This window comes from Pseudomonas sp. UMAB-40, from assembly GCF_900095275.1.
Taxonomy (GTDB): domain Bacteria; phylum Pseudomonadota; class Gammaproteobacteria; order Pseudomonadales; family Pseudomonadaceae; genus Aquipseudomonas; species Aquipseudomonas mandelii_B.
Genome location: NZ_LT607551.1, coordinates 238,836 through 262,058 on the forward strand (window position 1 = coordinate 238,836; position 23,223 = coordinate 262,058).

Sequence of the window (23,223 nt, forward strand, 5' to 3'; positions counted from 1 at the left end):
TGCGTTACACCGCTGATCCCTGTGGGAGCGGGCTTGCCCGCGATAGCATCACCTCGGTCTCAAGCGAACCGAGGCATTCGCGTCACCTTAAACCTTGAACCGCCCAACCAGCATCTGCAGATGGGTCCCCAACCGCGCCAGCTCAACGCTGGAGGCCGCGGTCTCTTCACTGGCTGCCGAGGTCTGCTCGGACACATCGCGCACGTTCAGCACGCTCCGGTTGATCTCCTCGGCCACTGCGGTTTGCTGTTCGGCAGCGGCGGCAATCTGCTGGTTCATCGACTGAATCGCCGACACTGTGCGAGTGATGCTTTCCAGCGAGCTACCGGCGCGGCGGGTCAGTTCAACGCTGCTGTCGGTCAGGCTGCGGCTGTTGTCCATGATGGTGGCTACTTGCTGGGTGCCGGTTTGCAGGCCCACGATCAGCTCTTCGATTTCCTCGGTGGATTTCTGGGTGCGCTGGGCCAGGCTGCGGACTTCATCGGCGACCACCGCGAAACCGCGTCCGGCTTCACCGGCACGGGCGGCTTCAATCGCCGCGTTGAGCGCCAACAGGTTGGTTTGTTGGGCCACGGATTTGATCACGTCCAGCACGCTGCCGATCTTGTCACTCTCGCGTTTGAGGTCACCCATGGCGGCGGTGGAATTGCCGACCTCCAGGGCCAGGCGCTCGATCTGGGCGATGGCTTCGCCGACCACTTTGTCGCCTTCGCGGGCCTGCTGGTCGGCGGCGACGGCAGCTTCGGAGGCTTCTTCGGCGTTACGCGCGACTTCCTGCACGGTGGCGGTCATCTCGTTCATCGCCGTGGCGACCTGATCGGTCTCGACCTTCTGGCTGTTGACCCCGGCGCTGGTCTGCTCGGTGACGGCCGATAACTCTTCGGCGGCGCTGGCGATTTGCGCAACGCCATCGCTGATCCCGCCGATCAGTTCGCGCAAGCCCAGGGTCATGCTCTGCATGGAGCGCTGGAGCTGGCCCAATTCATCGCGACGTTCGGAAACAAGGTTTTGCGTCAGGTCGCCAGCGGCCACACGCTCGGCCACTTTGAGGGTCTGGTTCAGCGGGATGACGATCTGGCGAGTGATCGCCCATGCCGCCAGCAAGCCAAACGCCAGGGCCAGAACGGTGGCCATCAGCAACAGGTTCTTGGCGTGCGCGGCGTCGGTGTCACGGACGATGGTTTGCGAAACGGTGAGTTTTTTGCTGACGTTGAGCAAGATATCGCCTTGCCCGGCCATGAGCTTGAGGGCGGCGGCGCTGGCCACTTGCGAGTCGCGGAACTGGCTGACGGCGGCGCGGTAGGCTTTGAGCGAATCGGTAGCCTGTTGCAGGTTGGCGATGTGCTGTTCCGGCAGTTTGGATGGCAGGCTTTCGAGGTTCTTCAGGGCGTTGTCGATGGCGTCCAGCGCCGGTTTCTCGGCCTCGGTCTTGCCGCTGTAGGTGTAGCCGCGCACTTGGAAGCGTGCTTGCTGAATCAGTTTGCTCAGATCGATCACGCTGTTGAAGTCGGCGACGCTGTCGCCTTGCAGCATGGATTTTTCCACTTCCGCGACGCGGGCCACGGCATTGTCGGCGGTGGCGCCCAGTTTACTGCGGGCGTCTTCGCGGTTGGCGCCGGCCTGGGTCATCGCAATGAAGGCTTGTTTGTACTGGCTGACGGCGGCCAGTTGCTGGTCGATCATCGCCACGTCAGATGGCTGTTCGATCAATTTGCGCGCGGTTTGCAAACCGGCGTCGAGTTGGCTCAGCAGGTCGTTGACGGCGGCCGGGCCTTGTTCACCTCGGCGCATTTCGTAGTCCAGACGGGCCAGGCGCAGGTCTTTGGTCAGGTCGTTGAGGCTGGCAATGAACCCCAGCTTGTCGCCACGGCTCATCACGCTCGTCAGGCCGGTCCAGCCTGTGAAAGTGATCAGCAACGTTAGCAGCAGCACCAGACCGAAGCCGATCCCCAGTTTGCGATTGACGCTTACATTTCCCAGATTCTCGGCTAGCCAACGGTACATGCTGCTACTCCCTCGGACTACAAATTGGTTTTATGGGGTCTGTATCGGCGGGCGGCGGGGAATCTGTAGGCGTACACATTGGTTGGAACGACAAATTCCCCTGTGGGAGCGAGCTTGCTCGCGATGACGGTGGGCCAGTCAACACATGCGTTTCTGGCAGTCCGCTATCGCGAGCAAGCTCGCTCCCACAGGTTCTGTGTCTTAGAAGAGTCGTGCGAGCAGCGCGGTGACGGCGGTTTCAACGCGCAGGATGCGTTCGCCGAGTTGTACCGGTTGCAGGCCGGACTTGGCCAGCAGGTCGATTTCGTAAGGGATCCAGCCACCCTCGGGGCCGATGGCCAGAGTCACCGGTTGATCCAGGCCGCGAGGGCAGGGCGGGTAGTTGCCCGGGTGACCCACCAGGCCGAGCGTACCTTCGGAAATGGCCGGCAGCCGATCTTCGACGAACGGTTTGAAGCGTTTTTCGATGACAATTTCCGGCAGTACGCTGTCCCTGGCCTGTTCCAGGCCGAGGATCAATTGCTCGCGAATCGCTTCAGGTTCCAGAAACGGCGTCTGCCAGAAGCTCTTCTCGACGCGATAGCTGTTCACCAGAATGATTCGTGGCACACCCATAGCCGCCACGGTCTGAAACACCCTGCGCAGCATTTTCGGCCGTGGCAGGGCCAACACCAGTGTCAGTGGCAGCTTGGCCGGTGGCGGCTGGTCAAGGGTGACGCGCAGTTCGGTTTCATCAGCGTCCAGTCGCAGCACTTCGGCCGCACCCATAAGGCCGCCGATACGCCCGACGCGCATGCTGTCACCCACTTCGCAACGGTGGACATCCTGCATGTGCGTCAACCGGCGATCACGCAGGATCACCCGGTCGGCCGCAATGAAATCGGCCTCTTCGAGGAGCAGCAGGTTCACGGCTGGGTCGCTGGCGGCTGGTCGTTGTGATCGTCTGCCGGCTGGTTGTCCGGCTGATCGTTTGGATGGTCGCCGCGCTTGCTGATCAGACCACCGAACAGGATGCCGATCTCGAACAGCAGCCACATCGGTACAGCCAACAGCGTCTGCGAGAAGATGTCCGGCGGTGTCAGGATCATGCCGACCACGAAGCAGCCGATGATCACGTAGGGGCGGATTTTCTTCAGGTATTTGACGTCGACCACGCCGATCCACACCAGCAGCACCACGGCCACCGGGATCTCGAACGCCACGCCGAAGGCAAAGAACAGCGTCATGACGAAGTCGAGGTAGCTGCTGATATCAGTCATCATTTCCACGCCGGCCGGGGTGGCGGCGGCGAAGAATTTGAAGATCAGCGGGAACACCAGGTAATAGGCGAATGCCATGCCGGCGTAGAACAGCATGATGCTGGACACCAGCAACGGCACGGCGATGCGCTTCTCATGCTTGTACAGGCCCGGCGCGATAAAGCCCCAGATCTGATGCAGGATCACCGGGATCGCCAGGAACAGCGAGACCATCATGGTCAGCTTCAATGGCGTCAGGAACGGCGACGACACGTCGGTGGCGATCATCGTCGCGCCCACCGGCAGGTACTGACGCAGCGGCGTCGAGACGAAGGTGTAGATCTGCTGGGTGAACGCGAACAACCCGGCGAAGATGATGAAGATCGCCGCTACGCAACGCAGCAGGCGGGTACGCAACTCGGTGAGGTGCGAAACCAGCGGCATGTGCTGGTCGTTTTCAGGAAGATCGCTCATGGGGCTCGCGGCGGCAGTGTTGGGTCATGAGGGGCCGGCGCAACAGGCGCAGCCGCAGGCGTGGCAGGTTCAGCCGGTGGCATTGCAACAACAGGCGCAGGTGCTACAGCGGCGACAACAGGTGTTGGCTCGGCGGCGGGGGCATGAATCGTTTGCTCCGCGACCGGTTCAACAGGCTGAACGGGCGTGGCCTCCTGCTGGGTCGGCGTGAAAATCTTCCGCGCCTCCTGTTCCAGGGACAGGATGTGCTCGTTGTGCAGTTGCCGACGAATCTCGTCGGCACCAATTTCACGTTCAACTTCCTGTTTGATCGCGTTGAAGCTGCGCTTCAGACGACCGACCCACAGGCCGGCGGTGCGCGCAGCACCCGGCAGACGCTCGGGGCCCAGCACCAGCAGGGCCACAAGGCCGACGAGCAGCAGTTCAGAGAAGCTGATACCAAACATTAGTCAGTGCTCACACGTCTTTGCGGATCGGCTCTTCGACTTTTTGCGCCTGCACGTCAATGGTGTGCGGCTGGTTCACGGACTGAGTGGTCTGTGGCTGAACAGGTGGAACCGGTTGCGCCGGGGTAACGGTAGGGTCGGCCGGTTTTTCGTCATCGTTCATGGCTTTTTTGAAACCCTTGATCGACTCGCCCACGTCAGTGCCGAGGTTCTTCAGTTTCTTGGTGCCGAACACCAGCACGACAACAACCAGGATGACGATCCAGTGTTTCCAGTCAAAAATGCCCATGTTGCTGCTCCTCTCTAATAGTTGTTCAGGCGGACGGGCGCGAGGCTTTCTCTGCGTGTCCGGACAGACCGAAACGACGGTCCAGTTCATCGAGTACAGCCTGTGGATGCTGCCCCAGTTGGGCGAGCATGACCATGCTGTGGAACCACAAATCGGCGGTCTCGTAGATCACATCACTGCAGTCGCCGCTGATGGCGGCATCCTTGGCGGCAATGATGGTTTCGACCGACTCTTCGCCGACTTTTTCCAGAATCTTGTTCAAGCCCTTGTGGTACAGGCTGGCGACATACGAGCTGTCGGCGGCGGCGCCTTTGCGCGCTTCCAGCACCTCGGCCAGACGGGTCAGGGTGTCACTCATGGGTGTGTCCTGCGGAATAAATGGCGTGCGGGTCCTTGAGCACTGGATCGACGGTTTTCCAGTCGCCGTTCTCGAAGACGCGGTAAAAGCAGCTCTGGCGACCGGTATGGCAGGCGATGTCACCGATCTGCTCGACCATCAGGATGATCACGTCGGCGTCACAGTCCAGGCGCATCTCATGCAGCGTTTGCACGTGGCCGGACTCTTCGCCCTTGCGCCACAGCTTGCCACGGGAACGTGACCAGTAAATGGCACGGTTCTCGGCAGCGCTCAGTTCCAGTGATTCGCGGTTCATCCAGGCCATCATCAGGACGCGCCCGGTCTTGTGATCCTGGGCAATCGCCGGCACCAGGCCGTCTGCGTCCCACTTGATCTCGTCCAGCCAGTTTTTCATCTTCGACTCCGACAGCGGGTTCCACACTTCATGAGCAGAACCCAAGCGTTCAAACAGTGTGCCAGCGTGCGGGGGCGCTGGCTATCGGCGAACGACCAGATACAAACCGACGGCCACCATGATTCCGGCCGGCCAATGACCCATTTCGCTCAACGGCCCGCCGGCCAGCAGAATGGCGCCGCCCGCCAGGTGAGCGCAGCCGAGCAGGCGCAGGAACCAGTCGTCCTTGCGCTTGTGCCACGGTGGTGGCGGATCGTTGGCGTGGGGCTGGGACATGCGTTCGAGCAGGTCACGGGCCATGTTGGCCAAGTGCGGAATCTGCTCGAACTGGCTCTGCACGTTGCCGAGCAAGGCTTTGGGGCTGACGCGCTCACGCATCCAGCGTTCGAGGAACGGCTGGGCGGTGTTCCACAGATCGAGATCCGGGTACAGCTGACGGCCCAGGCCTTCGATGTTCAGCAAGGTTTTTTGCAGCAATACGAGTTGCGGCTGCACTTCCATGTTGAAGCGTCGTGCGGTCTGGAACAGGCGCATCAGCACCTGACCAAATGAAATATCTTTTAATGGTTTTTCGAAGATCGGCTCGCACACAGTGCGGATCGCTGCCTCGAATTCGTTGAGTTTGGTTTCCGCCGGTACCCAGCCTGAATCGATGTGCAACTGGGCGACCCGCCGGTAGTCACGCTTGAAGAACGCGAACAGGTTACGCGCCAGGTAATCCTGGTCTTCCGGGGTCAGGCTGCCGACGATGCCGCAGTCGATCGCAATGTACTGCGGGCTCCACGGGTTGACGGTGCTGACAAAGATGTTGCCGGGGTGCATGTCGGCGTGGAAAAAACTGTCGCGGAACACCTGGGTGAAGAAGATTTCCACACCGCGTTCGGCAAGCATCTTCATGTCGGTGCGCTGGTCGGCCAGGGTTGCGAGGTCGGTGACCTGAATCCCGTAGATACGCTCCATCACTAGCACTTTCGGCCGGCACCAGTCCCAGTAGACTTGCGGCACGTAGAGCAGCGGCGAGCCTTCGAAGTTGCGCTTCAACTGGCTGGCGTTGGCCGCTTCGCGCAGCAGATCGAGTTCGTCGTAGATGGTTTTTTCGTAGTCCTGGACCACGTCCACCGGGTGCAGCAAACGTGCATCCGCCGAAAGCCTTTCGGCGGCGCGGGCGAGGATGAACAGCCATGCCAGGTCCTGGGCAATGATCGGTTTCAGACCCGGGCGGATCACCTTCACCACGACTTCTTCGCCGGTCTTCAGTTGCGCGGCGTGCACCTGCGCCACCGAGGCTGAGGCCAGCGGTTCAACGTCGAAACGGCTGAACACTTCACTGATCTTTTTGCCGAGCTGCTCTTCGATCAGGTTGACCGACACCTGCGAGTCGAACGGCGGCACGCGGTCCTGAAGTTTCATCAGTTCATCTGCGATGTCTTCCGGCAGCAGGTCGCGGCGGGTGGACAGGATCTGCCCGAACTTGATGAATATCGGCCCCAAGTCCTGCAACGCCAGGCGCAATCGCGCACCGCGGCTCAGGTCCAGCGTCTTGCGCGGGAACCAGCGCCACGGCAACGCATAGCGCAGCGCCAAGAGGAACCATGGCAATGGCAGGGCGAATAACAGGTCATCGAGGCGGTAGCGAATCACAACGCGCTGGATGCGCAACAAACGGCGGACGGCAAGCAGCTTCATGCGTTATCGCTTGGGTCGAGGGATCGGGAAAGGCGCTCGAAACGCGCCTCGAGACGTTCCAGATCGAGTTTGATCTGGTCCAGTTCACTGAATCGGGCTTCGGCTTCGCGCTGACCGACGAGGGTGCGCGATTCTTCGGCCAGGTATTCGCCAAGATTCTGGTTCAGGCTGGCGAACCCTTGCTGATACCAGCGTGCGCGACTGCGCAGGTGACCGCCGACCAGTTGTGTGGCGACCGGGCCGAGCCAGCGCGAGAGTTCGTACTCCCAGTCCAGCTCAAGGTCCTGAAGGATCGCCGCCAGTTCCAGCAGCACGCCGCTGTCGCCGTCGAGCTCGACTTCCGGGCCGTGCAGCACCGAAGTCTTGTCCTTGCTCATCGCCAGTTTCAACAGGCTTGAGGCCGGTGCGCGCAACGTGCAGTCAGCGCCGGTTTCCCAATGGGAGGCGAGCATCAGGCCTTCGTCGCTGGGCAGGATGAACAGTTGCAGCGCCGGGCTGCGGCAGTCGACGGCAATCACCCTGCCGCTCAAATGCGCCAGCCGCGGCAGCGCCGTGCTGTCGAGACGCAGCACCCGGTTCAGACCGAGTTCAACGCTGGCGAGCAGGCCGGCCAGCAACATCAGGGTTTGATGCCGCGGTGCAGGGCGACGATGCCTGCGGTCATGTTGTGGTAGGTCACGCGGTCGAAACCGGCTTCGACCATCATCGACTTCAGGGTTTCCTGATTCGGGTGCATGCGGATCGATTCGGCCAGGTAGCGATAGCTTTCCGAGTCGTTGGTGATCAGCTTGCCCATCAACGGCATGAAGGCAAACGAGTAGGCGTCGTAGGCTTTGGACATCAGCGCGTTGGTCGGTTTGGAGAATTCCAGCACCAACAAACGGCCGCCTGGTTTCAGCACGCGCAGCATCGAACGCAGGGCGTCTTCTTTATGCGTGACGTTGCGCAGGCCGAAGGCGATGGTCACGCAGTCGAAATGGTTGTCCGGGAACGGCAGTTTTTCGGCGTCGGCCTGAACGAACTCGACGTTGCCGGCCACACCCAGATCCAGCAGGCGGTCACGACCGACCTTGAGCATGGATTCGTTGATGTCGGCCAACACGACCTGGCCGGTCGGGCCAACGAGGTGCGAGAACTTCTTGGTCAGGTCACCTGTGCCGCCGGCGATGTCCAGCACGCGGTTGCCGGTGCGAACACCCGACAGCTCGATCGCAAAACGCTTCCACAGACGGTGCATGCCGCCCGACAGAAGGTCGTTCATCAAGTCGTATTTGGCGGCTACCGAGTGAAAAACCTCAGCGACTTTTTCCGCTTTCTGGCTTTCCGGAACGTTTTTGAAGCCGAAGTGAGTGGTGGGTTCGGCATCGCTGCCTTTGCGCTGATCAGTCATATCGCTGTCACCAAAAGAGAATGCGGGACATTCTAATCCCGGTGGCCTGCTTTGTCTTGGCAAGGCTGAAGGTAAGATAGGCAACCACCGGGACGTTTTGCCGCAGCAGCGGTCAAGATGCTTCAGGAAAGCATTCATAAAGCAGGAGTCATTCGATGGCCCGTATTAGTGTTGAACGTGCCCACGGCCTGGGCAAGGAAGCGGCCCGTGAGAAGGCCGACCAGTTGGCGCAGAAACTGTCCGATCAATATGGCCTGGAGCCGCAGTGGTCCGGCGACACCCTGAACCTCAGACGCTCCGGCGTTAAAGGCGCGGTGCTTGTCAGCGAAGACTCGATCCGTGTCGATGTGGAGTTGGGTCTGATGATGTCGGCCATGAGCGGCATGATCAAATCGGAAATCGAGAAAGCGCTCGATAAAGCGTTGGTCTGACCCGATTCTTTCTGTGAGACGCAATCCCTGTGGGAGCGGGCTTGCCCGCGAAGGCGGTGTACCCGTCACAGAAGATGTGGTGGATGTACCGACCTCTTCGCGGGCAAGCCCGCTCCCACAGGTTCGGTGGTGTACCTACTTCTTTATGTCAGTTGTTAGGGTGCCGTTTCTAATTTTTCTCCCTACTTTGTGCCTGAGCCCGACACTTTCGCGGGCAGTTCCTCAAACCTTCTGCGCGTGAGGTGCACCATGGCCAAAGTTATTCTGAAGAAAAAAATCGACGCATCGACCACTGCTCTGGGCGACGTCAAATCCTATGCCCGCAAGATCTGGCTGGCAGGCCTGGGTGCCTACACCAAGGTTGGCCAAGAGGGCAGCGAGTACTTTCAAGAGTTGATCAAGGCGGGTCAAACTGTTGAAACCAAAGGCAAAAAAGTAGTTGCCGAGAAACTTGAAGCGGCTAACTCAGAGATCGACGAAGCCAAGAGTGAAGTGAGCACTTTCAAAGCCAAGGTCGAAGTTCAACTCGACAAGGTCGAGAAGGCTTTTGACTCACGTGTCGCAAGTGCCTTGAATCGTATCGGCATTCCGTCTAAACATGACGTTGAGACACTCTCTGCTAAGCTCGATGAGCTGACGGCATTGCTCGAACGCGTCGCGCGTAAATCTTAAGGAGAACGGGATGGCTGGTAAAAAGAACACCGAAAAAGAAGGCAGCTCGTGGATCGGGAAAGTTGAAGACTACTCCCGCAAAATCTGGCTGGCTGGTTTAGGCGTGTACTCGAAGATCGACACTGACGGCAGCAAACTCTTCGATACATTGGTTAAAGACGGCGAGAAAGCCGAGAAGCTCACCAAGAGCGCTGTCGGCAAGAAAGTCGATGACGTCAAGGATTCCGCTTCGTCGGCCAAGTCGCGTATCAGCGGCGTGAAAGATCGTGCGCTGGGCAAGTGGGATGAGCTGGAAGGGGCTTTCGACAAGCGCCTGAACAGCGCCATTTCGCGCCTGGGTGTACCAAGCCGCAATGAAGTGAAAGCGCTGCACAGCAAGGTCGATACCTTGACCAAGCAAATCGAAAAACTGACCGGCGCCAAGGTTGCGCCTGTTGCGGCGAAAACCGCAGCGGCCAAACCTGCGGCAGCTAAACCAGCAGCCAAAAGCGCAGCCAAGCCACTGGCCAAGGCCGCCGCTAAACCGGTCGCTAAAGCCGCGTCGAAAGTTGCGTCTGCAGCCAAGTCTGCTACCAAAACTGCGGCCGCCAAACCTGCAGCAGCCAAGGCAGCGGTCAAATCGGTTGCTGCCAAAGCCGCCGCCAAACCAGCGGCAAAACCGGCTGCTAAAACTGCAGCAGCCAAACCGGCAGCCAAGCCAGCGGCAAAACCTGCCGCAGCGAAGAAACCAGCAGTGAAAAAGCCGGCCGCGCCTAAGGCTGCCGCGCCAAAACCAGCAGTGGCTGCCGCCAAACCGGCAACCCCGGTCAGCACGTCGAACTCCGCTGCTGCACCGACCCCTGCTGTAACCCCGACTGTCGCGCCAGCTCCATCGACGCCAACCAGTCAGTCCTGATTTTCAGGGCTCAAGAAAACGCCCGGCCTGCAAAGGTCGGGCGTTTTTGTTTGTGCACGGTTTCCAAGGTGCCACTAGACCTGTGGGAGCGGGCTTGCCCGCGATGAGGCCATCACATTCACCATTGATATCGACTGGGAAATAGCTATTGCGGGCAAGCCCGCTCCCACAGGATTTAGCGGTGTGCAGAGTTAGTCGTGTTCTTCCAGGTATTGCAGCGCCAGGTGCTCGGTCGCCACTTTGATCGGCGGCAGCAAATGCGGCGCCACCAGCATCATGATCTGATACACCACCAACCTGACTTCACCCTCGCGATCAAGAATCCGCTGATAGTCCAGCGAGAACAGCAGCGTCATGGTGATCTGCTCCACCAACTGCCCCAGCGCTTGAGTGTCACTGACCAACTGCCCTTGCGCCTTCAAACGCGCCAACAATGAAGCCAGTGTGCGCTTCAGTGCATTGAGCAGATTGCGGATGCCCTTGGCCAGCTTCGGCAGGCGCCCGGCCAGGTTCGACAAGTCCTGGAACAGGAACCGATAGTGCGCCAGGCGCTCGACGATCAAGTGCAGGAACAGCCAGTAATCCTCCGGTGCCAGTTCCACATCGGCCGGAGGATCAAGCAGTGGCGCAAGCTCGGCCTGGAAACGCTCGAACAAGCCGAGAATCAACGGTTCCTTGCCGTGGAAGTGGTAGTAGAGGTTGCCCGGGCTGATGCCCATTTCGTTGGCAACTTCCATGGTGGAAACGTTCGGTTCACCCTTCTGATTGAACAATTGCAGGGCACATTCGAGGATCCGGTCGCGGGTTTTCATCCAGTCTTCTTAATGGTCGAGTCATGCCACGGCAGGCGTGTGCCGTGGTTCGTTGTCAGTCAGCGCACACGCACGTAAGTACCGGGTGCCGCCTCCATCGGTGGATAGTTCTGGTTGCCGAGGGCCATGTGGGTTTCTTTTTGCGCGCCCGAACGTTCCTGAATCCAGCTCAGCCATTGGGTCCACCAACTGCCGTCGACTTGCTTGGCGTCGTAATACCACGCCCGTGGATCGCTGCTCAGTTTCGCGCTCTCGACGAAGTTGGCTTTCGGGTTGCTAGGCGGGTTGAGGATGCTCTGCACATGACCGCTGTTGGACAGGACGAAGCGTCGCTCGCCACCCAGCAGCAGCGTTGAGCGATACACCGCGTCCCACGGCGTGATGTGGTCGTTGATGCCGGCCACGCTGAAGCTGTCGACCGTGACTTTCTGCAAGTCGATCGGCGTGCCGCACACTTCCAGGCCGCCCGGATGACTCAGCGGGTTGTGCTTGAAAAAGTCCAGCAGGTCGCCATGCAAGGCTGCCGGCAACCGGGTGTTGTCGTTGTTCCAGTAGAGGATGTCGAACGCTGGAGGCTCCTTGCCCAACAGGTAGTTATTGACGAAGTAACTCCAGATCAAATCGTTGGGACGCATCCAGGCAAAGACCTTGGCCATGTCGCGCCCGTCCAGCACACCCTTCTGATAGGAGCGACGCTTGGCCGCTTCCAGAGTCTGTTCGTCAGCGAAAAGAGTCGCTGGAGAGTCCATCTGACTGTCGAGCAGGCTCACCAGATACGTCGCGCTGGACACTCGCCGCAGTTGTCGCTTGGCCTGCAAGTGGCCTTGCAACGCGGCGATGGTCAGCCCACCGGCGCAAGCGCCCATCAAGTTCACTTCGCGAGCGCCGGTGATTGCCCGGCAAACGTTCATCGCTTCTTCCACCGCTTCGACGTAGGTCGACAGACCCCATTCACGGTGCCGCACATCCGGATTGCGCCAGCTGATCATGAACGTCTGCAGGCCGTTTTTCAGGGCGAACTGGACGAAGCTGTTGTGCGGGCTCAGGTCGAAAATGTAGTACTTGTTGATCTGTGGCGGCACCACCAGCAGCGGTTTTGAATACTGCTTTTCGCTCATCGGCTTGTACTGGATCAGTTCCAGCAGCTCGTTGCGAAACACCACGGAGCCCGTGGTGGTGGCGACTGTTTTACCGACCTCGAACGCTTGCTTGGTGACTTGTCTGGGCAGGCCGTCGTTGTGCAGGAAATCGTCGACCAGATGGCTGATGCCACGCACCAGACTGTTGCCGCCGGAGTTGAAGATCTCTTTGATCGCCAACGGATTGAGCAGGGTGTTGGACGGCGCCACGGCGTCATTGAGCAAAGCAAAGGCGAAGTGCGCGCGGGCACGATCGTCTGGGGGCATTCCGCTCTCGTCGATCCAGCTTTTGACCTGTTTCTGCCAGCTCAGGTAGGCCTGCAAGCTGCGGCGATAAAACGGGTTGAGGCTCCACGCCGGGTCGGAAAAGCGACTGTCTTGCGGATTGGTCGGATGCAGCGTTTCACCCAGCAGTACCCGGCCCAGCTGACCGCCCAGTTTCAAGGCGTGGCGGGCACTGTGCACCGGGTTGCGCAAGCCATGGGCGGCAACGCTGCGCAGGGTCGAAAACAGATCCCGGCCACGCAGGCCAGTGATCGCACTCTGCGCGTTGATGAACGCGGCGGGAGTGGGCAAAAAGTCCCTCGCTGGTTTGTCGCGCATGTGTCAACACTCCTTCGTCTTTCAGGCCAAATACAAACACACTGAACCAGAACACCATAGACGCTGTTACGGGTTGTTGCGCGGTGCGGCGTCCTGCCGACCGATAATGGGCCGGTTAACCGCCCAATGGCGCCGGATGCGGATGCATCACGGCGCGCTGACGTTCCTCCTCGAGGAATTTCATGATGATCGGTGCCACCGCTTCGGCGCGGGTAATCAGGAACAGATGCCCGTCATCGATGATGTGCAACTGTGCGTTGGGGATTCGCCAGGCCAGCACGCGCATGTTGATCAGCGGGATCAGGGGATCGTCGTCGCCGGCCAGTACCAGGGTCGGCTGGTTGATCTTGTGCAGCCAGTGAATGCTGGTCCAGCCAAGCCCGGCGAACAGCTGCCAGTAGTAACCGAGCTTGCCTGCCGAACGGACCTTTGCCGCATGGCTGGCAGCCAGGGTCGGATCGCGACGGAACGAGCCGCCGTAGATCATCGGCGCAATGCGGATCACGTGAGACGGCTGGATGTAGCGCCGTGGGCTGGCCATCATCCACAACACTTTCGGCTTGCCCGGCACCATCACTGCGCCGGCCGCCGTGGCCGCCAGCACGAGTTTCTTGCAGCGCTCGGGATAGTCGTAGGCGAACTGCTGGGCGAGGGCACCTCCCCAGGAAACGCCGATGACGTTGACTTGCCCGTAGTCGAGATAGTCGAGCATCCGCGCCGTGAGTTTCGCCAGGCCCGGAAAACGGTACGGCCGATTCGGCGTCGACGAACCGCCGACACCGGGGACGTCGAAGGCGATGACTTCCAAGTCCGGGTCCAGTGCTGCGACGAACGGAAACACCAGCTCCAGGTTGGCGCCGATGCCGTTGAAAATCAGCAAGGGCGTCAAGTGAGGCTTGCCGGGGCGTACCGCCGTGCGGAGGGTCTGGCCATCCAGGTCGACGGTACGGAATATGAACGGTTGCGGCATGCTTCAGGCCCTGTGGGTGAATTATCCCGGTCCCCTGTAGGAGCGAAGCTTGCTCGCGAAGGCGTCAAGTCAGTCGACATCCGTGTTGAATGAAAGACTGCTTTCGCGAGCAAGCTTCGCTCCTACAGAGGGCGCGAGGTGTGTCGGTTACCGCTCGTGTACGTAAGTGCCTGGCGCCGCCTCGCCTGCCGGGTAAGCTTTGTTGCCCAGGCTCGCCGGGGATTTCTTCAGCTTGCCCGAACGCTCGGCCTGCCAGGCCTGCCAGTGCAGCCACCAGGAGTCAGTGTGCTTGGTGGAGTTCTCTTGCCATTCTTCGGCTTTGACCGGCATTTCGGTGCTGGTCATGTAGCGCGATTTCGGGTTGCCCGGCGGGTTCAGAATGCTCTGGATATGCCCGCTGCTGGACAGCACGAACTCGACCTTGCCGCCAAACAACTGCGCCGACTTGTAGCAGGACTTCCACGGCGTGATGTGGTCGTTGGTGCCGGCCAGGGAAAAGATGTCGGCCGTGACCTGCTTCAGGTCGATCGGCGTGCCGCACACTTCCAGTGCATCGGCACGGATCAGTGGGTTGCTTTTGAACATTTCGATCAGGTCGCCGTGGAACGCAGCGGGCAACCGGGTGGTGTCGTTGTTCCAGAACAGGATGTCGAACACCGGCGGCTCGTTGCCGAGCAGGTAGTTGTTGACCCAGTAGTTCCAGATCAAATCGTTGGGGCGCATCCAGGCGAAGACTTTCGCCATGTCGCGGCCTTCCAGCACACCGGCCTGATAGGAATGGCGCTTGGCGGCTTCGAGGGTCTGCTCGTCGACGAATAGCGCGACGTCGCTGTCCAGGGTCGTATCCAGCACGCTGACCAGCAGGGTGAGGGCGTTGACCTTCTTCTCCCCGATCGCGGCGTAATGGCCCAGCAGCGCCGTGCAGGTGATGCCGCCGGAGCAAGCGCCGAGCATGTTGATGTCTTTGCTGCCGGTGATCGCGGTGACCACGTCGACCGCTTCCTTGAGCGCCTCGATGTAGGTCGACAGACCCCACTCACGCTGCTCCTTGGTCGGGTTGCGCCAACTGACGATGAAGGTTTGAACATGATTGCGCAGGCAGAACCGCGCCAGACTCTTGTCCGGGCTCAGGTCAAATACATAGAACTTGTTGATCTGCGGCGGCACCACCAGCAATGGGCGCTCGTGCACCTGCTCGGTGGTCGGGCGGTACTGGATCAATTCCAGCACGTCATTGCGGAACACCACCGCGCCTTCGGTCACGCCCAGGCTCTTGCCGACTTCGAACGCGCCCATGTTGACCTGGCTCGGCATGCCGCCGTTGTGTACCAGATCCTTGGCCAGGTGCGAGAGGCCGTCGAGCAGGCTTTTGCCGCCGGTCTCGAAGAAACGTTTGACCGCCGCCGGGTTGGCCGCACTGTTGGTCGGGGCCATGGCTTCGGTCATGAGGTTGATCACGAAATGCCCGCGACTGACGTCTTTGGGCGGCAGATTGCTGTCATCGATCCAGTCGTGGAGTTCCTTGCGCCACGCCAGGTAAGTTTGCAGATAACGTTTGTAGAGCGGGTTCTGGCTCCAGGCCGGATCGGCGAAGCGACGGTCATCGCTGGTCGGTTGAAGCTCGGATTTGCCGAACAACACGTTCTTCAATTCAAGGCCGAAATGGGCGACATGCCTGGCACTGTGGATCGGTTGTTTGATGGCCTGCCTGAGCACCATTCGAGCAGACGCCAGTAGATCCTTTCCACGCAGCCCAACGACAGGATTCAGCCCCAAGGTGTTTTCCGAGGCTTGATACTTCAAGTCATCGTTATTCTTGTTACTCATCTACGACGCTCCATTGTCCTGAGACGAGTACCGGGGTCCAGCCGTGTCATCACACAGCCAATGCCAGGTACTTCTGCTCGGGTGACCGTTAATTCTGCATCGCTGCTTTTTACGGCAGAGAGCACTGCAGGGAACTTGCCAGCTCCATTGGTTACCCGAGTTTAATTTTTTTCGCAAGCGGGCCAATCATTGACCCAGGAGCGGAGCATTCAAACAGATGGAATTAGAAAATGCCCTCTAAAGAGCAAGAGGGCTGACCTAGAGCATCAGCTTGACGATGGATTCGTTGGGATCGCGGGTTTTTCCGGCGGCTTTCAGTTCGGCAAGATAATCGTTCCAAAGGTCCTCCTGACGCACGCCCAGCTGGTACAGATATTCCCAGGTGAACAGGCCGCTGTCGTGGCCGTCGTCGAAGGTCAATTTCAGTGCGTACTGACCGGCCGGTTCTACCTTGGTCAGGCCTACGCCGATCTTGCCAAATTGCAGGATAGGTTTGCCGTGGCCCTGGACCTCGGCGGAAGGAGAGTGCACGCGAAGGAACTCGGCGGGCAGGTGATGTTCCTCGCCGGACGCGTATTTCAGCGACAGGGTTTTCGAGGCTTTGTGCAGTTTGATGTCGGTGGGGATCATGACCGGATGTCCGCTTTGTGGGAATCCTTGTGGGAGCGAGCTTGCTCGCGATAGCGGTATCACATTCAAATCAATATCGAATGAGATGGCCTCATCGCGAGCAAGCTCGCTCCCACAGGTTCTCCGTCACTGTAAGTATGGCCTACAGGATATAACGGGACAGGTCTTCGTTCTGCGCCAATTCACCGAGGTGGCTGTTGACGTACTCGGCGTCGATCAGGATCACCTTGTCGTCGTGGGCGCTGGCCAGGTCGCCGGCGCTGAACGACACCTCTTCAAGCAGACGTTCGAGCAAAGTGTGCAGGCGACGGGCACCGATGTTCTCGGTCTTCTCGTTGACCTGCCAGGCGATCTCGGCGATGCGCTTGATACCGTCCGGCTGGAACTCGATGACCAGGCCTTCGGTTTTCAGCAAGGCGCAATACTGCTCGGTGAGCGATGCGTGCGGCTCGCTGAGGATGCGTTCGAAGTCTTCCGGTGTCAGCGCCTTCAGCTCGACTCGAATCGGCAGACGACCTTGCAGCTCGGGCACCAGGTCGCTCGGCTTGCTCAGGTGGAACGCGCCGGAGGCGATGAACAGGATGTGGTCAGTCTTGACCATGCCCAACTTGGTGTTGACGGTGCAGCCTTCGATCAGCGGCAGCAAGTCGCGCTGCACGCCTTCACGGGACACGTCGACGCCGCCGGAGTTGCCGCGCTTGGCGACCTTGTCGATTTCGTCGATGAACACGATGCCGTGCTGCTCGACCGCTTCCAGCGCCTTGGCCTTCAACTCTTCATCGTTGACCAGGCGACCGGCTTCTTCGTCACGCACCAGTTTCAACGCTTCCTTGACCTTGATCTTGCGGCTTTTCTTTTTGCCCTTGCCCATGTTGGCGAACAGGCTTTGCAACTGGTTGGTCATTTCTTCCATGCCCGGTGGCGCGGAGATATCGACGCCGGCCATTTCGGCGACTTCGATTTCGATCTCCTTGTCATCCAACTGACCTTCGCGCAGTCGCTTGCGGAACAGCTGGCGGGTGTTGGAGTCGGCCGACGGGGCGTCGTCATTGTTGAAGCCCATGCGTGCCGGTGGCAGCAGGGCGTCGAGGATGCGTTCCTCGGCGGCGTCTTCGGCGCGGTGACGAACCTTGGTCATTTCCTGTTCGCGCAGCAGCTTGATCGCCGCGTCAGCCAGGTCACGAATGATCGATTCGACATCGCGACCGACGTAGCCGACCTCGGTGAACTTGGTCGCTTCAACTTTGATGAACGGCGCGTTGGCGAGTTTGGCCAGGCGACGGGCGATTTCGGTTTTACCGACACCGGTCGGGCCGATCATCAGGATGTTCTTTGGCGTTACTTCAACGCGCAGCTCTTCGGGCAGCTGCATCCGGCGCCAGCGGTTACGCAGCGCGATGGCGACGGCGCGCTTGGCATCGTCCTGGCCGATGATGTGGCGATTGAGTTCGTGGACGATTTCACGGGGAGTCATGGACATAGTAATTGGCGGTCCTCAAGCAAAAGTGAGCCGTGGCGCTAGGGCCGGAACAGGCTTACTCGGCGAGGTCCTGCTCCTCAATGGTGAAGGTGTGGTTGGTGAATACGCAGATGTCGCCGGCGATACCGAGTGCGGTTTCGACGATTTCCCGGGCCGACAGATCGGTTTTCTTCAGCAGCGCGCTGGCGGCGGCCTGGGCGTAACCGCCCCCGGAACCCATGGCGATCAGGCCTTCTTCGGGTTCGACCACGTCGCCGTTGCCGGTGATGATCAGGGAAGCGTCTTTGTTCGCGACGGCGAGCATGGCTTCGAGGCGGCTGAGGGAGCGGTCAGTGCGCCATTCTTTGGCGAGTTCGACAGCGGCGCGAACCAGGTGACCCTGATGTTTCTCAAGCTGGCCTTCAAAACGCTCGAAGAGGGTGAAGGCGTCAGCGGTGGCCCCGGCAAAACCGGCAATTACCTGGCCGTGGTACAGGCGACGAACTTTCTTCGCGTTGCCTTTCATCACGGTATTGCCGAGAGAAACCTGGCCGTCGCCGCCCATGACGACTTTGCCGTGGCGGCGAACTGAAACGATGGTGGTCAAGGGAGAGTCTCCACGCAGCGGGGCGAAAATGCCTTATGCCAACTCATATGGGGGTGGTGATGCGTTTTTCAACTGTAGGACGGGAGAGGGGACGAGCGGTGTTTAGCAGGGAAGGGGGGGTGTTTGATCTGACGCCATCGCCAGCAAGCCGGCTCCTACAGGATTTACGCGATCCCTTGTAGGAGCCGGCTTGCTGGCGATCAACCGCGAAGCGGTTGGTTTAACGGTTCTGGCGTTGTTGTAACAACAGGTTGCTGAAGCCAGCGCCGGAAAGTTGTTTCTGCGCGGTGGTCAGCTGTTCGCGGTTGCTGAACGGCCCGACCAGCACCCGATACCAGGTTTCGTCTTTGACTGTCCCGGATTCAACCGCCACCGCCTGACCCAGCAGGATGATCTGCGCCCGAACCTTGTCCGCATCAGCCTCCTTGCGGAACGAGCCGGCCTGGAGGAAGAACTTCGTCACCGGGGCCGCTTTGGACACCGGTGGCGCTGGCGGCGGCGTGATTCCGGCCAGTGCCGCCTGGGCTCGCGCAGTATCAATCTTCGCGGCTTGCTCTGGCGTGACCGGCGTGGTCGGAACGGCCGGCACTTGCGGCGTCGGCAGGGTTTTCTCCGGCACGGCATCCGGCGGCACGATCACTTCCGATTCAGGCAGCAGGGTGTAGAAGTCGTACTTCGGCTTCACCGGTTGCGTCGGGCTCGGCGGGGTCTTGTTGGCCTCGGCGATCTTGGTGGCTTTCTGCTGTTCGATCTTCTCGCGCTTGACGCTCTCGCTGCCCTTGCCCGGTTCCAGTTTCATCAGGAACACAATGAACGCGCCGACCGTCAGGCCGATGGCCATCCACAGCCAGCCCGGGATCGGTTGCTTTGCAGGAGCTTGGTAACGGCTGGCGCCACGCTTGGGTGCAGGTTTTTTCTTGGCAGCCAACTTACATACGCTCCAGAGTTTCCAGACCCAAGAGTTCCAGGCCTTGCTTGAGAGTGCGGCCGGTCAGCGCGGCGAGGCGCAGACGGCTCTGCATTTGCGCCGGGGTATCGGCGCTGAGGATCGGGCAGTTCTCGTAGAAGCTGGAGAACAGGCCGGCGACATCGTACAGGTAGGTGCACAGGATGTGCGGTGTGCCTTTTTCGCACACGTTGTTCAGCACTTCGCCGAATTGCGCGAGCTTGGCTGCCAATTCGTGTTCGTGCGCCGCTTCGAGAACGATCTGGCCTTCGACTTCGCTGAAATCCTTGCCGAGTTTGCGGAACACGCCGGCCACGCGGGTGTAGGCGTATAGCAGGTATGGCGCGGTGTTGCCTTCGAAATTCAGCATCTGGTCGAAGTTGAAGCTGTAGTCGCTGGTGCGGTGCTTGGACAGGTCGGCGTATTTCACCGCGCCAATGCCCACGACCCTGGCGATGTTGCGCAATTCGTCTTCGGCAAGCGTGGGGTTTTTGTCTTTCACCAGGGTGTAGGCGCGTTCCCGGGCTTCGGTCAGCAGGTCGATCAGCTTTACGGTGCCGCCATCACGGGTCTTGAACGGACGGCCGTCGGCGCCGTTCATGGTGCCGAAGCCCATGTGTTCCATTTCCATCGGGTGCGTCACGAAGCCGGCCTTGCGGGCGACCGCGAACACTTGCTGGAAGTGCAGCGCTTGACGCTGATCGACGAAATACAGCGCGCGGTCAGCCTTGAGTTTGCCGCTGCGATAGCGCACGGCCGCCAGGTCGGTGGTGGCGTAGAGGTAGCCGCCATCGGCCTTGACGATGATCACCGGCAGCGGGTCGCCGTCGGCGTTCTTGAATTCGTCGAGGAACACGCACTGCGCGCCATTACTCTCGACCAGCATGCCGGCGGCCTTGAGGTCGTTGACCACGTTGATCAAGTCGTCGTTATAGGCGCTTTCGCCCATCACGTCGGCCATGGTCAGTTTGACGTTCAGCAGCTCGTAGATTTTCTGGCAGTGCGACAGCGAGATGTCTTTGAACTTGGTCCACAGGGCCAGGCAGTCCGGGTCACCGGCTTGCAGCTTGACCACCAGGCCACGGGCGCGATCGGCGAACTCTTCGGATTCGTCGAAGCGTTGCTTGGCGGCGCGGTAGAAGTTTTCCAGGTCGGACAGTTCGTCGCTGGTGATCGGGTTTTCTTGCAGATAAGCCATCAGCATGCCGAACTGGGTGCCCCAGTCGCCGACGTGGTTCTGACGCACGACGTCGTCGCCGAGGAACTCCAGAACGCGTGCCACGCCGTCGCCGATGATGGTCGAACGCAAGTGGCCGACGTGCATCTCTTTGGCCAGGTTCGGGGCCGACAAGTCGACGACGGTGCGCTGCGCCGGGCCAGCCTTGCGCACGCCGATGCGGTCGTCGGCGAGGGCGGCGTCCAGGCGAGTGGCCAGGGCATCAGTGTTCTGGAAGAAATTCAGGAAGCCCGGGCCGGCGATTTCGGTCTTGCTGACGTTTTCATCGGCCGGCAGCGCGGCGATGATTTTCTCTGCCAGATCGCGCGGCTTCATGCCGGCCGGTTTGGCCAGCATCATGGCGATGTTGCTGGCGAAGTCGCCGTTCTTCTTGTCACGGGAGTTTTCCACCTGGATCGCCGGCGACAGGCCTTCAGGCAACACACCTTCGTTGACGAGTTGGGTGATGGCTTGTTGGATCAGCTGGCGAATGGTGTCTTTCATGGTGTTCTCTTTCGACCGCAAGCGCGGCGGCGCTTCGATGCGCTAGTGGAAAAACTGGGCATTATCCGTTGCGAAGACGGGCTTGCCAACTATAGCGGGCAGGTTATGGATATGTGGTGACAAATAGTCAGCCTTCGCGGGCAAGCCCGCTCCCACAGGGTCAGTGACAGGATGCGGTACGTGTAAGCAACGCAGATCCCTGTGGGAGCCGGGCTTGCCCGCGATAACGAGCTTGAATTCAATACAAGTCGACCGGGTCGACATCCAGCGACCAACGCACCGCCCGCCCACTCGGCATCTGCTCCAGCGCCAGTAACCAACTGCTCAGCAGCCGATGCAACGGCGCCCGAGCCGAGGCCTGCAACAACAACTGCGCACGATACCGCCCCGCGCGTCGTTCCATCGGAGCCGGCACTGGGCCGAGCAGTTCAATCCCGGTCAGATTCTGCTCAGCCAGCAAGCGCTCGGCCTCACTGCACGCCTCATCGAGAAAACCCTCGGCCTGCCCCGGTTTGTGCGCTTCGGCCCGCAGCAACGCCAAGTGCGCAAACGGCGGCAATCCCGCAGAACGACGCTCACTCAAGGCCTGTTCGGCAAAGGCGAAATAGCCTTGTTCGGTCAATTGCACCAGCAGCGGATGATCGGCCAGGTGCGTCTGGATAATCACCTTGCCCGGCTCTTCGGCTCGCCCGGCCCGGCCAGCAACCTGAACGATCAACTGCGCCATGCGCTCGCTGGCGCGGAAGTCGCCGGAGAACAACCCGCCGTCGGCATCGAGAATCGACACCAGCGTCACCCGTGGAAAGTGGTGCCCTTTGGCGAGCATTTGCGTGCCCACCAGAATGCACGGGTGGCCTTTCTGAATGGTCGCGAACAACTGATTCATCGCATCTTTACGCGACGTACTGTCACGGTCGACCCGCAGCACCGGGACGTCCGGGAACAGAATCGCCAGGCGTTCTTCTGCGCGCTCGGTGCCGGCACCCACCGGCCGCAAATCGACCTTGCCGCACTTCGGGCAATGCCGAGGCACGCGCTCCACGTAGCCGCAATGGTGGCAGCGCAACTCGCCGGAGCGCTGGTGCACGGTCATTCGCGCATCGCAGCGCTGACACTCGGACATCCAGCCGCAGTCATGACACAGCAGCGTCGGCGCAAAACCGCGACGGTTGAGGAACACCAATACTTGTTGGCCGGCCGCCAGGGTCTGGCCGATGGCTTGCTGCATCGGCCCGGAAATACCGCTGTCCAGCGGACGGCTTTTTACATCGAGGCGCAGGAATCGCGGTTGCTTGGCGCCGCCAGCACGCTCGTTCAGGCGTAGGAGGCCGTACCGACCGGTGTAGGCGTTGTGCAGGCTTTCCAGTGAAGGCGTCGCGGAGCCGAGGACAATCGGGATGTTTTCCTGCCGCGCGCGCACCAATGCCAGATCTCGGGCGTGATAGCGCAAGCCTTCCTGCTGTTTATAGGAGCCATCGTGCTCTTCGTCGATGATGATCAGGCCGGGGTTCTTCATCGGCGTGAACAGTGCCGAACGGGTGCCGATAATGATGTCAGCGTCGCCGTCCCGCGCGGCGAGCCAGGCTTCGAGGCGTTCGCGGTCGTTGACCGCCGAGTGAATCAGCGCGATGCGCGCATTGAAACGCTGCTCGAAGCGCGCCAGGGTTTGCGGGCCGAGGTTGATCTCCGGGATCAGCACCAGCGCCTGCTTGCCGGCTTCGAGGGTTTCGCGGATCAGCTGCAAGTAGACTTCAGTCTTGCCGCTGCCGGTAACGCCGGCCAGCAGGAACGCGTGATAACTGTCGAATCCGGCGCGAATCGCTTCATACGCGGCACGCTGCTCTGGGTTGAGCGGCAACTCCGGTTGCGCCAGCCAATGTTCGTGGCGGGCGCCGGGGGCGTGCTTGCGGATTTCCACCTGCACCAGATCCTTGGCCAGCAACAGATCCAGGCTGTCCTTGCTCAGCATCAGTTTGCTCAACAACTGATGGGCGACGCCGTGGGGGTGTTGGGCCAGCGTGGCCAGGGCTTCGCGCTGACGCGGCGCTCGGGCGATACGCGGGTCATCCAGGCTGGCGCCGGGCGCGGCGGACCAGAACCGTTCCTGGCGCGCCTCGGCCAGTTCGCCCTGGCGCAGCAACACCGGCAGCGCCCAGCTCAAGGTGTCACCGAGGCTGTGCTGGTAATACTGCGAGGTCCACAGACACAGCTTGAACAGTGCTGGCGGTAGCGG

General features: G+C 60.5%; 23 protein-coding genes and 1 pseudogene. 3 read left to right on the forward strand and 21 right to left on the reverse strand.

Translation table 11 applies throughout. The features are described from left to right. Positions 1 to 87 precede the first annotated feature (87 nt). The 11 genes and pseudogenes from K0F88_RS32875 to ubiE form a co-directional block, all read right to left on the reverse strand. The gene (locus K0F88_RS32875) at positions 88 to 960 is read right to left on the reverse strand and encodes a methyl-accepting chemotaxis protein (protein ID WP_374039696.1); all 873 of its coding nucleotides are present in this window, start codon (positions 958 to 960) and stop codon (positions 88 to 90) included. After that, a pseudogene (locus K0F88_RS32880) lies at positions 946 to 2,004 on the reverse strand (methyl-accepting chemotaxis protein); the annotation flags it as partial. The gene K0F88_RS32875 and the pseudogene K0F88_RS32880, both read right to left, overlap by 15 nt. Positions 2,005 to 2,205: 201 nt before the next feature. Continuing rightward, positions 2,206 to 2,913 carry a 16S rRNA (uracil(1498)-N(3))-methyltransferase gene (locus tag K0F88_RS01155; protein ID WP_219093372.1) on the reverse strand — a complete coding sequence of 236 codons (708 nt, stop codon included), beginning with the start codon at positions 2,911 to 2,913 and terminating at the stop codon, positions 2,206 to 2,208. After that, the gene (gene tatC, locus K0F88_RS01160; RefSeq protein ID WP_219093374.1) at positions 2,910 to 3,716 is read right to left on the reverse strand and encodes a twin-arginine translocase subunit TatC; all 807 of its coding nucleotides are present in this window, start codon (positions 3,714 to 3,716) and stop codon (positions 2,910 to 2,912) included. Before tatC ends, K0F88_RS01155 begins: the two co-directional genes overlap by 4 nt. Then, positions 3,713 to 4,162, reverse strand: a complete 450-nt coding sequence (gene tatB / locus K0F88_RS01165) for a Sec-independent protein translocase protein TatB (RefSeq protein WP_219093377.1) — start codon at positions 4,160 to 4,162, stop codon at positions 3,713 to 3,715. Before tatB ends, tatC begins: the two co-directional genes overlap by 4 nt. Positions 4,163 to 4,172: 10 nt before the next feature. After that, positions 4,173 to 4,451 carry a twin-arginine translocase TatA/TatE family subunit gene (locus tag K0F88_RS01170; RefSeq protein ID WP_010464483.1) on the reverse strand — a complete coding sequence of 93 codons (279 nt, stop codon included), beginning with the start codon at positions 4,449 to 4,451 and terminating at the stop codon, positions 4,173 to 4,175. A 25-nt stretch (positions 4,452 to 4,476) separates the two neighbouring features. After that, on the reverse strand, positions 4,477 to 4,809 hold the full coding sequence (locus K0F88_RS01175) for a phosphoribosyl-ATP diphosphatase (protein WP_008025232.1): 333 nt from the start codon (positions 4,807 to 4,809) through the stop codon (positions 4,477 to 4,479). Continuing rightward, positions 4,802 to 5,203: a phosphoribosyl-AMP cyclohydrolase gene (gene hisI, locus K0F88_RS01180; protein ID WP_219093380.1), complete on the reverse strand. Its 402-nt coding sequence runs from the start codon at positions 5,201 to 5,203 to the stop codon at positions 4,802 to 4,804. Before hisI ends, K0F88_RS01175 begins: the two co-directional genes overlap by 8 nt. 81 nt (positions 5,204 to 5,284) lie before the next feature. After that, entirely contained in the window at positions 5,285 to 6,889 is a 1,605-nt protein-coding gene (ubiB, locus tag K0F88_RS01185) for a ubiquinone biosynthesis regulatory protein kinase UbiB (RefSeq protein ID WP_219093382.1), read from the reverse strand. After that, entirely contained in the window at positions 6,886 to 7,509 is a 624-nt protein-coding gene (locus K0F88_RS01190; RefSeq protein WP_090176626.1) for an SCP2 domain-containing protein, read from the reverse strand. The genes ubiB and K0F88_RS01190 overlap by 4 nt, the downstream gene beginning before the upstream one ends. Further along, the gene (gene ubiE, locus K0F88_RS01195) at positions 7,509 to 8,279 is read right to left on the reverse strand and encodes a bifunctional demethylmenaquinone methyltransferase/2-methoxy-6-polyprenyl-1,4-benzoquinol methylase UbiE (RefSeq protein ID WP_007948968.1); all 771 of its coding nucleotides are present in this window, start codon (positions 8,277 to 8,279) and stop codon (positions 7,509 to 7,511) included. Before ubiE ends, K0F88_RS01190 begins: the two co-directional genes overlap by 1 nt. A gap of 155 nt (positions 8,280 to 8,434) precedes the next feature. Between ubiE and K0F88_RS01200 the strand changes: the two genes are divergently transcribed. From K0F88_RS01200 to K0F88_RS01210, 3 genes are all read left to right on the forward strand, one after another. Further along, positions 8,435 to 8,710 (forward strand): polyhydroxyalkanoic acid system family protein, encoded by a 276-nt coding sequence (locus tag K0F88_RS01200; protein WP_094469536.1) that lies wholly within the window; start codon positions 8,435 to 8,437, stop codon positions 8,708 to 8,710. A 249-nt stretch (positions 8,711 to 8,959) separates the two neighbouring features. After that, complete coding sequence (locus K0F88_RS01205; protein ID WP_219093384.1) at positions 8,960 to 9,382, forward strand: phasin family protein; 423 nt, start codon at positions 8,960 to 8,962, stop codon at positions 9,380 to 9,382. A gap of 10 nt (positions 9,383 to 9,392) precedes the next feature. Next, positions 9,393 to 10,277 carry a phasin family protein gene (locus K0F88_RS01210; RefSeq protein WP_219093387.1) on the forward strand — a complete coding sequence of 295 codons (885 nt, stop codon included), beginning with the start codon at positions 9,393 to 9,395 and terminating at the stop codon, positions 10,275 to 10,277. A gap of 191 nt (positions 10,278 to 10,468) precedes the next feature. On the opposite strand, the gene K0F88_RS01215 is transcribed toward K0F88_RS01210, so the two are convergent. From K0F88_RS01215 to K0F88_RS01260, 10 genes are all read right to left on the reverse strand, one after another. Continuing rightward, entirely contained in the window at positions 10,469 to 11,089 is a 621-nt protein-coding gene (locus K0F88_RS01215) for a TetR/AcrR family transcriptional regulator (RefSeq protein ID WP_219093389.1), read from the reverse strand. A 59-nt stretch (positions 11,090 to 11,148) separates the two neighbouring features. Beyond that, positions 11,149 to 12,831: a class II poly(R)-hydroxyalkanoic acid synthase gene (gene phaC / locus K0F88_RS01220; protein ID WP_219093391.1), complete on the reverse strand. Its 1,683-nt coding sequence runs from the start codon at positions 12,829 to 12,831 to the stop codon at positions 11,149 to 11,151. Between the two features lie 115 nt (positions 12,832 to 12,946). Beyond that, complete coding sequence (phaZ, locus tag K0F88_RS01225; RefSeq protein ID WP_219093393.1) at positions 12,947 to 13,801, reverse strand: poly(3-hydroxyalkanoate) depolymerase; 855 nt, start codon at positions 13,799 to 13,801, stop codon at positions 12,947 to 12,949. A 147-nt stretch (positions 13,802 to 13,948) separates the two neighbouring features. Next, positions 13,949 to 15,628, reverse strand: coding sequence for a class II poly(R)-hydroxyalkanoic acid synthase (phaC, locus tag K0F88_RS01230; protein WP_219093396.1), 1,680 nt, complete (start codon positions 15,626 to 15,628; stop codon positions 13,949 to 13,951). 258 nt (positions 15,629 to 15,886) lie between these two features. After that, a complete protein-coding gene (locus K0F88_RS01235; RefSeq protein WP_219093399.1) occupies positions 15,887 to 16,258 on the reverse strand; it encodes a gamma-butyrobetaine hydroxylase-like domain-containing protein in 372 nt (123 codons plus the stop codon). Positions 16,259 to 16,400: 142 nt separating this feature from the next. Next, complete coding sequence (gene hslU / locus K0F88_RS01240; protein ID WP_219093401.1) at positions 16,401 to 17,738, reverse strand: ATP-dependent protease ATPase subunit HslU; 1,338 nt, start codon at positions 17,736 to 17,738, stop codon at positions 16,401 to 16,403. Between the two features lie 55 nt (positions 17,739 to 17,793). Beyond that, entirely contained in the window at positions 17,794 to 18,324 is a 531-nt protein-coding gene (gene hslV, locus K0F88_RS01245) for an ATP-dependent protease subunit HslV (RefSeq protein ID WP_007899242.1), read from the reverse strand. A gap of 220 nt (positions 18,325 to 18,544) precedes the next feature. Next, positions 18,545 to 19,252: an SPOR domain-containing protein gene (locus tag K0F88_RS01250; RefSeq protein ID WP_219093402.1), complete on the reverse strand. Its 708-nt coding sequence runs from the start codon at positions 19,250 to 19,252 to the stop codon at positions 18,545 to 18,547. Position 19,253: 1 nt separating this feature from the next. Then, positions 19,254 to 20,990 (reverse strand): arginine--tRNA ligase, encoded by a 1,737-nt coding sequence (gene argS / locus K0F88_RS01255; RefSeq protein WP_219093404.1) that lies wholly within the window; start codon positions 20,988 to 20,990, stop codon positions 19,254 to 19,256. A gap of 238 nt (positions 20,991 to 21,228) precedes the next feature. Continuing rightward, a partial coding sequence (locus K0F88_RS01260; protein ID WP_257605154.1) for a primosomal protein N' occupies positions 21,229 to 23,223 on the reverse strand: 1,995 nt, incomplete at its 5' end.

Coding starts and splice junctions, on each gene's coding strand:
- K0F88_RS32875 (WP_374039696.1), bottom strand. CDS start 960: ATGCAGAGCATGACCCTGGGCTTGCGCGAACTGATCGGCGGGATCAGC.
- tatC (WP_219093374.1), bottom strand. CDS start 3,716: ATGAGCGATCTTCCTGAAAACGACCAGCACATGCCGCTGGTTTCGCAC.
- tatB (WP_219093377.1), bottom strand. CDS start 4,162: ATGTTTGGTATCAGCTTCTCTGAACTGCTGCTCGTCGGCCTTGTGGCC.
- K0F88_RS01170 (WP_010464483.1), bottom strand. CDS start 4,451: ATGGGCATTTTTGACTGGAAACACTGGATCGTCATCCTGGTTGTTGTC.
- K0F88_RS01175 (WP_008025232.1), bottom strand. CDS start 4,809: ATGAGTGACACCCTGACCCGTCTGGCCGAGGTGCTGGAAGCGCGCAAA.
- hisI (WP_219093380.1), bottom strand. CDS start 5,203: ATGAAAAACTGGCTGGACGAGATCAAGTGGGACGCAGACGGCCTGGTG.
- ubiB (WP_219093382.1), bottom strand. CDS start 6,889: ATGAAGCTGCTTGCCGTCCGCCGTTTGTTGCGCATCCAGCGCGTTGTG.
- K0F88_RS01190 (WP_090176626.1), bottom strand. CDS start 7,509: ATGTTGCTGGCCGGCCTGCTCGCCAGCGTTGAACTCGGTCTGAACCGG.
- ubiE (WP_007948968.1), bottom strand. CDS start 8,279: ATGACTGATCAGCGCAAAGGCAGCGATGCCGAACCCACCACTCACTTC.
- K0F88_RS01200 (WP_094469536.1), top strand. CDS start 8,435: ATGGCCCGTATTAGTGTTGAACGTGCCCACGGCCTGGGCAAGGAAGCG.
- K0F88_RS01205 (WP_219093384.1), top strand. CDS start 8,960: ATGGCCAAAGTTATTCTGAAGAAAAAAATCGACGCATCGACCACTGCT.
- K0F88_RS01210 (WP_219093387.1), top strand. CDS start 9,393: ATGGCTGGTAAAAAGAACACCGAAAAAGAAGGCAGCTCGTGGATCGGG.
- K0F88_RS01215 (WP_219093389.1), bottom strand. CDS start 11,089: ATGAAAACCCGCGACCGGATCCTCGAATGTGCCCTGCAATTGTTCAAT.
- phaC (WP_219093391.1), bottom strand. CDS start 12,831: ATGCGCGACAAACCAGCGAGGGACTTTTTGCCCACTCCCGCCGCGTTC.
- phaZ (WP_219093393.1), bottom strand. CDS start 13,801: ATGCCGCAACCGTTCATATTCCGTACCGTCGACCTGGATGGCCAGACC.
- phaC (WP_219093396.1), bottom strand. CDS start 15,628: ATGAGTAACAAGAATAACGATGACTTGAAGTATCAAGCCTCGGAAAAC.
- K0F88_RS01235 (WP_219093399.1), bottom strand. CDS start 16,258: ATGATCCCCACCGACATCAAACTGCACAAAGCCTCGAAAACCCTGTCG.
- hslU (WP_219093401.1), bottom strand. CDS start 17,738: ATGTCCATGACTCCCCGTGAAATCGTCCACGAACTCAATCGCCACATC.
- argS (WP_219093404.1), bottom strand. CDS start 20,990: ATGAAAGACACCATTCGCCAGCTGATCCAACAAGCCATCACCCAACTC.